At 69.7% G+C, this 11,688-nt stretch carries 12 protein-coding genes; 8 read left to right on the forward strand and 4 right to left on the reverse strand.

The features are described 5' to 3' along the window. Positions 1-12 precede the first annotated feature (12 nt). The 4 genes from AB0G15_RS09460 to AB0G15_RS09475 form a co-directional block, all read right to left on the reverse strand. The gene (locus AB0G15_RS09460) at positions 13-309 is read right to left on the reverse strand and encodes a hypothetical protein (protein WP_362685412.1); all 297 of its coding nucleotides are present in this window, start codon (positions 307-309) and stop codon (positions 13-15) included. 637 nt (positions 310-946) lie between these two features. Further along, a complete protein-coding gene (locus AB0G15_RS09465; RefSeq protein ID WP_362837002.1) occupies positions 947-1,315 on the reverse strand; it encodes a hypothetical protein in 369 nt (122 codons plus the stop codon). Positions 1,316-2,080: 765 nt separating this feature from the next. Next, positions 2,081-2,404, reverse strand: a complete 324-nt coding sequence (locus AB0G15_RS09470) for a hypothetical protein (RefSeq protein WP_362837004.1) — start codon at positions 2,402-2,404, stop codon at positions 2,081-2,083. 668 nt (positions 2,405-3,072) lie between these two features. After that, positions 3,073-3,399 (reverse strand): hypothetical protein, encoded by a 327-nt coding sequence (locus tag AB0G15_RS09475; RefSeq protein WP_362837006.1) that lies wholly within the window; start codon positions 3,397-3,399, stop codon positions 3,073-3,075. Between the two features lie 440 nt (positions 3,400-3,839). Between AB0G15_RS09475 and AB0G15_RS09480 the strand changes: the two genes are divergently transcribed. From AB0G15_RS09480 to AB0G15_RS09515, 8 genes are all read left to right on the forward strand, one after another. Continuing rightward, positions 3,840-4,748: an alpha/beta hydrolase gene (locus AB0G15_RS09480; protein ID WP_362837008.1), complete on the forward strand. Its 909-nt coding sequence runs from the start codon at positions 3,840-3,842 to the stop codon at positions 4,746-4,748. Between the two features lie 77 nt (positions 4,749-4,825). Further along, on the forward strand, positions 4,826-6,007 hold the full coding sequence (moeZ, locus tag AB0G15_RS09485; RefSeq protein ID WP_362837010.1) for an adenylyltransferase/sulfurtransferase MoeZ: 1,182 nt from the start codon (positions 4,826-4,828) through the stop codon (positions 6,005-6,007). A gap of 195 nt (positions 6,008-6,202) precedes the next feature. Continuing rightward, positions 6,203-6,937 carry a hypothetical protein gene (locus AB0G15_RS09490; RefSeq protein WP_362837012.1) on the forward strand — a complete coding sequence of 245 codons (735 nt, stop codon included), beginning with the start codon at positions 6,203-6,205 and terminating at the stop codon, positions 6,935-6,937. A gap of 110 nt (positions 6,938-7,047) precedes the next feature. Continuing rightward, a complete protein-coding gene (locus tag AB0G15_RS09495) occupies positions 7,048-8,295 on the forward strand; it encodes a S8 family serine peptidase (RefSeq protein WP_362837014.1) in 1,248 nt (415 codons plus the stop codon). Between the two features lie 110 nt (positions 8,296-8,405). Next, the gene (locus tag AB0G15_RS09500; RefSeq protein ID WP_362837016.1) at positions 8,406-9,374 is read left to right on the forward strand and encodes a hypothetical protein; all 969 of its coding nucleotides are present in this window, start codon (positions 8,406-8,408) and stop codon (positions 9,372-9,374) included. Further along, a complete protein-coding gene (locus AB0G15_RS09505; RefSeq protein ID WP_362837018.1) occupies positions 9,368-10,735 on the forward strand; it encodes a S8 family serine peptidase in 1,368 nt (455 codons plus the stop codon). The genes AB0G15_RS09500 and AB0G15_RS09505 overlap by 7 nt, the downstream gene beginning before the upstream one ends. A 111-nt stretch (positions 10,736-10,846) precedes the next feature. Continuing rightward, a complete protein-coding gene (locus AB0G15_RS09510; protein WP_362837020.1) occupies positions 10,847-11,215 on the forward strand; it encodes a hypothetical protein in 369 nt (122 codons plus the stop codon). After that, complete coding sequence (locus AB0G15_RS09515; protein WP_362837022.1) at positions 11,203-11,511, forward strand: MGMT family protein; 309 nt, start codon at positions 11,203-11,205, stop codon at positions 11,509-11,511. Before AB0G15_RS09510 ends, AB0G15_RS09515 begins: the two co-directional genes overlap by 13 nt. Positions 11,512-11,688: the final 177 nt, after the last annotated feature.

Genomic DNA, 11,688 nt, shown 5'->3' on the forward strand with positions numbered 1-11,688 from the left:
GGGTAACCCGGGTCAGCGATAATCGTCCTCGTCGAGCTCGACGGTGCGCCGCTGCTCGAAGGCGTCCGCGGGATCGGCCTCCAAGGGGATGGAGTCGGGCCACTCCGGCTCCTCCTCGCGCACCGTGCGGCTCTGCTCGGCGGCGTCGGCGGGATCCACCTCGGCCGGGAGATCGACGGGTGCCTCGGAGCCGTTCTCGCGCACCGGCCGGTGTTGCTCGGCGGCGTCGGCCTCGGGCGTCTCGACGGAGAGCTCCTCGGGAAGGTCGTCGACCGTTTTCCCGTGCGATGTGTCGCCGCGCGCGTTCATATGTCTGACATCCCCTGTCGTCATCCGGGCTTCGGCACGTTCTCTCTCCTCACCCGGTTCCTGCAAACGTCGGACATCGCCCAGCGTACGACCTCGGATGCCGCGCGCCGAGAAAGACGCGGCATCGGATTGCCCATGGCGGCACCTGCCACGTTGACGGCGTCTCGCATCCATGCGGAAGCGGTTCGAACGTGAGTGCGATACCGACGGGGAGGTGTCCGGCCGGGAGGACCGTGCCGGGAGGCCTTGAGGTGTGCGCGCCGCCTGAGGCGGAAGGGAGACGAACCGCTCCGGAGGGGCAGGTGGCCCGAGGGGGGCGGGGGAACGCCGGCGGGGGCTTGCGCGCCGGGCATCGGATGTCTCGGATATGACAGGGCGGGGGCCCGCGGTCGGAAAACCGCGGAACCCCCGCCTGCAATTCGTGAGAAATGAGAACTCGCACTGTATCGAGAGCCGGAATCCCCGGAGATCTCCCCCCGGCCTTCCGTGCTCACCGCTCGGATCGGCGTTTCTCCGTGGAGGAACGCGACCCTGGTGGATACGGGACCTCTACTCCACCGTCACGGTTCCGGAGCCGCTCTTGAACACGGTCCCAGCCGTTTCCGGCGTCGTATTTTGATCCCGCGTCAAGCGTGGATCAGGACGCGACCGGAGGCGGCGGAGGCGCGACCGGAGGCAGCAGGTCGCCACCGCCGCCGCCGCGACCGCGATCGCGGTCGGTCTCCAGAGGCGTGAGACGGTCGGAACGGGTCTTGTTCTCCAGGCGGTTGCGGTTGCAGTTGTCCTGGTCGAGAGTCAGCCTGAAGCGGTGGTGGTGACGACGGTAGTGGCTGTGGCGGCGGCCGCAGCAGCCGCCGCCGCCCCAGGTGGTGAAGGTGCCGGCAGTGACCGCGGTGGTCATCGCGCTGGCGCTGGTGATGGTGGTCGCCGCGCCCATGGCGACGACCCCGCCGGCCAGCGCCGTGCTGATCGCGAGCCCTGCGAGCACACTCTTGAACTCGGGCATTGCGTTTCCCCCTTGAAAGGATTGATTTACCAATTTTTGGCATTTCCCGTATGAGCCGGAAATTGCCAGAGATGGCTAGAGATGACCGTTGATGAGCCATCCCTGGTTGTCATAGTTTCCTCGCATGTCTGCCGACAAACAGAGATCGAAGGCTTTTACCCTATTCTTAGCTGTTTATCGTCGACGTTGGATACTTATTGATCGCTTTAAAGTGAAATGTATTTAATGTCGGATTTGTTCTTCGGGGTGGAGAAGAAGGGGCCGGATGTCGCCGGGAGGCGGGCCGGTGTCGCTCGCGCGTGTCCTCCTGCGTGCCGCTCGGCACCGCCGCAGGACCTCGGCTCTGGGGCCGGGCCCCCGGGAAAAGGGCCGGTCCTTGCCGCAGGCGATCCGCCGGCGTGCTCCGGCTTCGAGGGGGTGGAGACGGGAGTGCCGAGGTGGCGGGGAACGGAAGGGAGGGGTGCGCCAGAAATGGGACATAAAGTACGAAAGCCCCGCGGTCCGGAAACCGCGGGGCCTCGCTTGTGACTTCGTGAAATGAAGAACTCGCACTGTAAGTGAGGGTCAGGTTCCCGGGGATCTCTCCTCAGGTTCCCGCCGCCACCGTTCGACCGATGTTTCCGGGTGGGAAGCCCGGCCGTGGCGGATGCGAGGATCCTGTCCCTCCGTCACGGTCTCGAAGCCGCGGACGATCGCGGATCCGGCCGTGAGTGAGCTCGTCCCATGACCGCGCCCCGATCAGGGTGTGCGGCCTCGGGCCGACGACTAGTCGCGGCCGCCGCCGTCAGTGAAAAGCGGAACGATGCGGTCGCTGCGGCTGTCGTTGAACAGCTCGTTGTCGTTGTTGTTGTGGTTGTTGATGATCAGCCTGAAGCGCTTGCGGCTGTGGTGACGGTGGCAGTGGCCGCCGCCGCCGCAGCAGCAGCGACGCCCGCCGTAGCCACCGCAGGTCGGGAAGGCTGCGGCGGTGACCGTGGTGGTCATCGCGTTGGCGCTCATGACAGTGGTCGCCGCGCCCATGGTGACGATCCCGCCGGCCAGTGCCGTGCTGATCGCGAGCCCTGCGAGGACACTCTTGAACTTGGGCATTGCGTTTCCCCCTTGGAAGGACTAATTACCCCTGTTTTCGACATTTTCCATATAAACCGGAAAACATCAGAGATGGCCGGTGATGAGCCATCCCTGGTTGTCATAGTTTCCTCACATGTCTGCCGACAAACGGACATCGAAGGCTTTTGCACTCCTCTTAGCTATTTATCGCCGACGTTGGATGCCTATTGGTCGTTTTGAAATGAAATGTATTTAATGTCGGATTTGTTCTTTGAAAACGGGAGGAGGGGGGTGGGGTGCCGTCCGCCGGTGAGCGGATGTGACCCTCATGTGCCGGTGCCGAGGCGGCGGGGACCGGGCGGGGTGGGGGGCGGAGTGTGAGGCGGTGGCGGGAAAGGCGGTCCTCGGGAAGGCGGAGGACGCGCGAAGGCCCCGCGGTCCGGAAACCGCGGGGCCTCGCTTGTGACTTCGTGAAACGAGAACTCGCACTGTGTCGAGGGTCAGGGTCCTGGGGATCTCTCCTCAAGTTTCCGCTGTCGCTGTTTGGCCGGCTTCTCTGGGTGAGAGGCGGCGCCGCGGCGAATGCGGGAGTCCTGTCCCTCCGTCACGGTTTCGAAGCCGCCGGAAATCGCGGATCGAGCCGTGAGTGGTCCTGTCCTCTGACGGTGCCGCGCCTCCGCGGGGACGCACGGCTCCAGGCTTGGCGACTAGTCGTCGTCGCCACCGAAGGTCAGGGGCCGGAGACGGTCGCTGCGGTTGTCATTGCGCAGGTAGTTGTCGTTGTTGTTGTGGTTGTTGATGATCAGCTTGAAGCGGTGGTGGCTACGACGGTGGTGGCGGTGGCCACCGCAGCAACGGCCGCAGCCGCGACGCCAGCCGCAGCCGCCGCCCCAGGTCGGGTAGGCGGCTGTGGTGATCGCGGTGGTCATCGCGCTGGCGCTCGTGACGGTGGTCGCTGCGCCCATGGCGACGGCTCCACCGGTCAGCGCAGTGCTGATCGCGAGCCCTGCGATGACACTCTTGAACTTGGGCATGCGTTTCCCCCTTGAAATGATCGGTTACCCCGATTTTCGACATTTTCCGCATAAGGCGGAATTGTCAGAGATGGCCGGTGATGAGCCATCCCTGCTTGTCATGATTTCCACCCATGTCTGGTGAGAAACGGGAATCGGGGGGTTTTGCTATCCTCTTATCTATTTATGGCACGTGTTGAACTCTTATTAGTTGCTTTGAAGTGAAATGTCTCTAATGTCGCTTTTGTTCATCGGGGGTGAGCGGGGTTCGGCTGCCGGTGTCGCGCTCGACGAGCGGGGACGGGGCGGAAACGCCGCCGAGCTAATGCTGATAAATCATGCAATAAAAGACATCTGGGGAAAATAGGCTTATGTGTCTTTTGTGATACCCGGAGGCTGTTGCCTGTCGCGGTGTGGGCCGAACTATCGTGGAAGGCAGTGGAACGACAGGAGGAGGCGCGGTGAACAGCCCAATCCCCATCTGGCAGGGCGAGATGATCGACCTCGGCGACCAGCGGGTCCACGTGCGGTCGACGCCGCGAGGGCCCGCCGAGACCGCCGTCTACGTGCACGGTCTCGCGGGTTCCGCGACCAACTGGACCGACCTGATGGGCGAGCTGTCCGGAGTGGTGACCGGGCACGCCCTCGACCTGCCCGGCGCCGGATACTCGCCGGAGCCGCCCGGCGGCGACTACTCCGTCGACGCCCACGCCCGGACCGTCACCGCCCTGATCGAGCGGGTCTCCGACACCCCCGTCCACCTGTTCGGCAACTCCCTGGGCGGCGCCGTCTCGGTACGGGTCGCCGCCACCCGCCCCGACCTGGTCCGCTCGCTGACCCTGATCTCGCCGGCACTGCCCGACCTCCTGCCCCGGTACGGCCCGGCGCGGGTGGCGCTGTCCACCGTGCCCCGCATCGGCGAGTGGGCGGCGGGCCGGCTCACCCTCGTGCCCGCCGAACGCCGGCTCGGCGTCACGCTCGCCCTGTGTTACGCGGACATGGGGCGGATCCACCCGGACCGGCTCAAGGAGGCGGCCGACGAACTGCGCCGCAGGGACGGCCTGCCGTACGCGGTGGAGGCGGTGATCAACTCGGCCCGCGGCATCGTCGCCGAGTACTTCAGGCGCGGGGAGACGAACCTGTGGCGGCAGGCGGCCATGGTGACCGCGCCCACGCTGGTCATCCACGGCCGCCACGACCGCCTCGTCAACCCCCGGATGGCCGCCCGCGCCGTCCGGACGTTCCCGAACGTGCGGCTGATGCTGCTGCCCGACGCCGGGCACGTGGCCCAGATGGAGTTCCCCGAGCGGGTGGCCCGCGCGGCCCGGCTCCTGATCGCCGAGACGGTCCTCGCGCCGGTTGGGGAATGACAGGGGTACCGGGTTAGGTTGTGAGGAAGGCGTGCTGCGCCAGCCGCATCAAGGACCCCTGAAACGGGAGCAGAACTGTGTCGTTGCCACCGCTGGTAGAGCCGGCAGCCGAGCTGACCGTCGACGAGGTGCGTCGTTACTCGCGCCATCTGATCATCCCTGACGTCGGCATGGCCGGGCAGAAGCGCCTGAAGAACGCCAAGGTGCTCTGTGTGGGCGCCGGAGGCCTGGGTTCCCCCGCGTTGCTCTATCTCGCGGCCGCGGGAGTGGGCACGCTCGGCGTCATCGACTTCGACGTGGTCGACGAGTCCAATCTCCAGCGGCAGGTCATCCACGGCCAGTCCGACGTCGGACGCCCCAAGGCGGAGAGTGCCGCCGACAGCGTCAGGGAGATCAACCCGCTGGTCAACGTGGTCGTCCACAACGAGGCTCTCACCACCGACAACGTGATGGAGATCTTCGCCGCCTACGACCTGATCGTGGACGGCACCGACAACTTCGCCACCCGCTACATGGTCAACGACGCGGCCGTCCTGCTCGGCAAGCCGTACGTCTGGGGCTCGATCTACCGCTTCGACGGCCAGGCCAGCGTCTTCTGGGCCGAGCACGGCCCCTGCTACCGCTGCCTCTACCCCGAGCCCCCGCCGCCCGGCATGGTCCCCTCGTGCGCCGAGGGCGGCGTGCTCGGCGTGCTGTGCGCATCGATCGGCTCCATCCAGGTCAACGAGGCCATCAAGCTCCTCGCGGGCATCGGCGAGCCGCTGGTCGGCCGCCTGATGATCTACGACGCCCTGGAGATGAACTACCGCTCGGTCAAGGTCCGCAGGGACCCCGAGTGCGTGCTCTGCGGCAAGAACCCGACGGTCACCCAGCTGCTCGACGACTACGAGGCGTTCTGCGGCGCGGTCTCCGAGGAGGCCCAGGAGGCCGCCTCCGGCTCCACGATCACCGCCGCCGAGCTCAAGTCCTGGCAGGACAAGGGCGAGAACATCTACGTGATCGACGTCCGCGAGCCGAACGAGTACGAGATCGTGTCCATCCCCGGCGCCGTGCTCATCCCCAAGGGCGAGTTCCTCAACGGCTCCGCGCTGGAGAGGCTGCCGCAGGACAAGAAGATCGTCCTGCACTGCAAGTCCGGTGCCCGCTCCGCCGAGGTCCTCGCGGTCGTCAAGAGCGCCGGCTTCTCCGACGCCGTCCACGTGGGCGGCGGCGTGCTCAGCTGGATCAAGACGGTCGACCCGAGCCTGCCCGCTTACTGAGAAACCGAGCCTGCCCGCTTACCGAGAAACCCGAGAACCCGCGCGACCCGCGCCCCGTGGAGCACCCGCTCCGCGGGGCGCTCGCCGCTCAGAGGCCCCGCGGGGATTCCGCCGAGGTCACCAAGTCCTCTCCACACTGACGGATCTGGACGGAACGGCGGATGACACCCGCCACACCGCATTAAGGTCGGGGACGTGAATGAAGTCCCACGTCAGCGGCGGCGTTCATGGCCGACGCTGGTCGTGGCTTCCGCCCTGACGCTGCTCTGCGCGATCGTGGCCGGGGTGGCGAGCAGCGCCGCCGCGACGGAACTCACCCGGGGGCCGACCCAGGCGGAGCTCGACCGGGCCGCCCTCGACGAGGTGGCCAGGCGCTGGCAGGCCTGGCCCGCCGGGCGCGTCTTCCCCGAGACCGTCCCCTACGCCGCGGAGCAGGGCGGTGAGGAGAAGGCCCGACGGGTGGGCATCTCGCCGGAGACCCGCTGTGAAGGCGCGGTCGACGCCAGGTTGCGCAAGGTGCTGCGGCGGGCGGGCTGCCTGGGCATCCTGCGGGCCACCTACATCGACGCGCTCCAGGGAATCGTGGTCACCGTCGGCGTCGCGGCCTTCGCGGACGAGCTCGGCGCCACCAGGGCCAAAGCGGCGCTGCCCAGGGGCGGCGGTCCCTCGCCCGGCCTGAGGGCGCTGGCCTTCCGCGGCACCGTGACCGACCGGTTCGTCTCCGCCGGACGCCAGGCGGGTCTCGTCCGGCAGGCGGGCCCGTACGTGGTGATGGCCACGGTCGGCCAGACCGACGGCCGGCCCGCCAGGGCGGTCGGCGAGCAGCGGCCGACCCTGTTCGCGTTCACCGGGGACATCGCCGACCGCATCCTCGCCGATCTGTCCATGCCCGCCCGCCCCGACTGCGTCTCCACGGAGTGGCGATGCTGACCACGCCCCGATGTCCGCCCGCCGGTCCGTCCGCGAGGGCGGAACCGGGGGGACCGGGGGACCCGGCGGTGCCGGTGGCGTTGAGGGCGTTGAGGGCACTGGGGAAAGCGGTGACGCGGACGGTGCCGGTGGTGCTGACGGCGGTGGTGGTGCCGGTGATCCTGGCCCCGGTTCCGGCCGCGCGGGCCGACGACGTCAGGGACAGCCAGCGGGAGGTGCTGCGGACCCTCGACCTGCCCGCCGCCTGGCGGATCTCCGAGGGCAGGGGCGTGACCGTGGCCGTGCTCGACTCCGGGGTGGACCGTGACCACCGTGACCTGGTCGGTTCGGTGACCGAGGGCAAGGACTTCACGGCCGGGGCGAACCCGCCGGGGGTGAGCCCCCTGAGGCTGCACGGCACGTACATGGCGTCGCTGATCGCCGGGCACGGCCACGGGCCGGGCGGGGCCGACGGGGTGATCGGCGTCGCGCCCCGCGCGAGGGTGCTGTCGGTACGGGTCATCCTGGAGGACGAGGAGCCGGGTTTCCGGGAGTTCAACACCGCCGAGCGCTACGAGAACGTGGTGGCCAGGGGCATCAGGCACGCGGTGGACCGCGGCGCCGACGTGATCAACATGTCCATCTCCAAGGAGCTGGCGACCAGGGAGGAGCGGTCGGCGATCCGCTACGCGATCTCCAAGGGGGTCGTGCTCGTCGCGGCGGCGGGCAACGAGGGCGCCGGGAAGCCGGACGCCAGCGGCCACGCCCCCTACTCCTACCCGGCGGCCTTCCCGGGAGTGGTCTCGGTCGCCGCGACGGACCGCGGGCTGCGCCGGGCCTCCTTCTCCAACCGGAACCCCTCGGTCCTGGTGGCCGCACCGGGGGTGGACATCCTCGGCGCCGGTCCGGGGGACGAGTACTGGGTCGGCCGGGGTACCTCCCAGGCGACCGCCCTGGTCTCGGGGGTTGTCGCCCTCATTAAGGCCAAATATCCAAAAATGTCGCCCGTACTGGTCGTGCAGGCGATCACCGAGGGGGCCACCCGGCGGCCCACGGGCGGCTACGACACCGGTACGGGTTTCGGCGTCGTCAACGCGACCCGGGCCCTCGCCGCCGCCGCCAGGATCTCCCGGCACACCCTCACCGCCGAGGGGGCGGGGGGGCACGACCCCGCCCGCCCGCTGGGCGTGGCGGCCGAGCCGGTGCGGGTCGTCCACCGCGACCGGGACCGGATCACCCTGTACGGCGGCGTGGCCGTGGCCGCCGGGTTCGGCGCGGTCGCCTCCCTGATCGCGCTCGCCGTGTTCGTCGGCCGTACCCGCTCGTCGGAGGCCTTCGACGAGCCCGGGCCAGGCCCGGCCGCGGCCCCCTGGCCGTGAGCTCCCGGCGGTGCCGGGCGAGCCTCCGAGACCCGGTCCGGCCACGGAGAGTGTCGCGAAAATACCCGCCGCCGATAGGGCGGAGAGGTCCTTCGACGTAGCATCGGAGTATGTCGCAGCAAGGGCGGTCCCAGGAGCCGGAGCGGCCTCTGGGAACCCCCGCCCCCCGCGCTCGCGGCGGCTGGCCGCCGTCAGGCTCCCGGGTGGGCGGCATCGGCGGGTCCGGCGGTGGCCGGATCCGGCGGGCGTCCGCGCCGGGCTCCGCGGCCAGGCGGACCCGCGTGCGGGCCTGGCCGGCGGCGGGGCGCGACCGCGCGGCGGTCAAGCGGAACGAGCTGGCGACCCTGGAACAGGGCATCCGCTTCCGTACGATCTTCCTGATCCTGATGGGCACGATCCTCGCCATCGCCGCCACCAACGTGCTGACCGGTACGGTCGGGCTGGTGCGCGAGACGAGCTCGCGCCCGCTGACCGCCGCCGAGCAGGCCCGCTACATCCAGGACGACATCGCCAGGCGCTGGCACACCTGGACCGCCGACCTGGTCTTCCCCGTCGAGCTGCAGTACCTCGGCCTCGGCAGGGTCCAGCAGTACGCCCGCAGGGTCGGCCTCGCCCCCGAGGTGGCCTGCGCGGCGGGAACGGACGCGCCGGTGGGCTCGGTGCTCTCGGAGTACGGCTGCCGCACCCTGCTGCGGGCCACCTACGTCGACCAGACGTCCTCCTTCGCCTTCACCGTGGGCATCGCCGTGCTCGAGGACGAGGAGCGGCGGATCGCCGCCTCCGCGCAGCTGGCCGTGGACGATCGGGTGGGGGTGCGCCCCGTGGCCTTCCCCGGCACGGCGACCGAGCTGTTCGGGGCCGCGCAACGCCAGCGCAACGCCTGGGTGGGCGTCGGTCCCTACATCGTCTTCTCCACCGCCGGCTACACCGACGGCCGCACCCGGCAGGCGGTCGCCCCCGAGGAGATCCTGCACAGCGAGCTGTGGCCCACGGCCCAGGCGGTCGCGGGGCGCATCGCCCGCGCCCTCGGCGACGAGCCCAGCGCCGTGCCCCAGTGCACCCAGGGGAACGTGTGCTGAGGCGGCGGCTCTGGGCGGCGGGAGCGCTGGTCGCGCTCTCCGTGGCGGGTCCGGTCCCGGTCGCCGCCCCGGCGACGGCCACCTCGGCGCTCGCCGGGTCGTCGTCGTCCGTTCCACCCTCGCCGTCCATGTCGACCACGCCGCCCGAGCCGGTGCCGTCGGAGTCGGCGCCACCCGAGCCCGCGCCTCTCGAGGGCGCCGCGGACGTGCGCGAGGACCAGCGCTGGGTGCTGGAGATGCTCAACGCCGAGGAGGCGTGGAAGGTCACCAAGGGGTCGGGCGTCATCGTGGCACTGGTCGACAGCGGGGTGGACGACCAGGTCGCCGAGCTGCGGGGACGGGTGATCTCCGGGCCCGACATGGGGTCGATCAGGTTCGACAGGGACACCCCGGACGCCGGGCGGCACGGCACCGCGATGGCCTCGCTCATCGCCGGGGCGGGCAAGGGGCAGGGGGGCCTTCTCGGCGTCGCGCCCGAGGCCAGGATCCTCTCGCTGCCGCTGATCGTCGAGGAGCGGCCCGAGGACGGGTCCGCCCTGCCCGAGGAGGACCTGCGCTCGCGCAACGACAGCCCCCTGGCCCGCGCGATCCGTTACGCCGCCGACCACGGGGCCAAGGTCGTCAGCATGTCGCTGGGCGCGTACGGGCCGCACCGGAGCGAGCGGGAGGCGGTCTCCTACGCGCTGTCCCGGGGGGTGGTGCTCGTCGCCGCCGTGGGCAACGACGGCGAATCCCAGTACGCCATGGACAACGCCACCTCCTTCTGGAACTTCCCCGCCGGATACTCCGGGGTCATCGGGGTGGGCGCGGTCGACGACCTGGGCAAGCCGGCGACGTTCAGCAGCGACAACCTGTCGGTCATGGTCTCGGCGCCGGGCGTCGACGTGCCGGTGGTCGTTCCCGGCGGAAAGTACGGATCGTCGGAGGGGACCAGCTCGGCGACCGCGCTGGTCGCCGGGGTCGCCGCCCTCATAAAAGCAAAGTATCCGGATATATCGCCGCAAATGGTGTCGCAGGCTCTCACCTCCACGGCGACGGCGGGTCCCGCCAACGGCTACGACGACCACATCGGGTTCGGTGTCGTCGACGCCGCGGCGGCCCTGGCCAAGGCGGGCCGGCTGGTGGCCGGCGCGGCGGAGGTCCCGGTGCCCGACGGCAAGCGCTTCGGTGACGGCACCCTGCCCACCGAGCCCAGCAGGCCGGGCCCCGAGCCCGTGCGCCTCTGGCTGTACGGCGTGGGCCTCGCGGGCGGCCTGCTGGCGTTCGCGGGGGCCGTGGCGATGCTCAACCGGCACTCCGGCAGGGAAGGGCCGATGGCGGCGGCCTTCGAGCCGGTCCGGCGCGGTAGATCGCGAAGGTAACCGTAATTCGACTGCGATTCGAACGCGTTTTGGACACCGTTCGGATGCGGTAGCCCGGATGTCTGGATTCACGCCCCGGAAAACCGGGAACATTCGCTAGTCTCGCGCGTTATGGGGTACGAGTTGCGCGTGGAGCGCCCTGCGCCTCTCGCCTTCGCGGAACTCGCGACTGTGCTGGGGCAGGCGGGGTTCGAGTTCAGGGGCTCGCAGGAGTCCGGGGAGATTCTGGCCCGCCACAACGGCGCGGTCCATGCCATCGCGGTATGGAACGGCGGTCTTTCCGGCACTCCCGGGTCCGACTGGCAGGTGGCCCAGCTGGCGCGCGTGTCCGCCCTGCTGGGAGCGCGGCTGGTGGGCGAGGACGGCGAGTCCTACGCGATCCGCGGCGGCCTCGTCGAGCAGCTGAACGGCTCGGCGGCCTACGAGTTCGGCAAGCTCGACGAGATCCTCTCCGCCGGACCGACCGTATGGAGCCAGTAGGCCATCCCACCCCGTACGCCGAGCGGGTGCTCGACCTGGTCGAACGCATCCCGGCCGGAATGGTGATGTCCTACGGCGACATCGCCGAGTATCTCGGCGAGGGGGGTCCGCGCCAGGTCGGCAGGGTGATGTCCACCTGGGGCGGGGGCGTGCCCTGGTGGCGTGTCGTGCACGCCGACGGCACCCCGCCGCCCGGCCACGAGCAGCGGTGCCTGGCGAGCTGGCGCGAGGAGCGGACCCCGCTCAGGGGCGCCCGCGCCGACATGCGGGCGGCCAGGTGGGACGGGAAGCCGTAGATCGTACGGCGGCCGGACAGGACGGGAACCCGCTGGGTCGCGTGGCGGGAGGGCGGGGGAAACCCGCTAGATCACAAATGCCTGTAAATCCTGCAGGCCCGTAAATCACGGCGTAACCGGCCCTGCCGTGGCGCACTACCATGGCCTAGGACAGCGCTCTGTCCGAAAGGCGGTGCT

The organism is Streptosporangium sp. NPDC023825, assembly GCF_040639575.1.
Taxonomy (GTDB): domain Bacteria; phylum Actinomycetota; class Actinomycetes; order Streptosporangiales; family Streptosporangiaceae; genus Streptosporangium.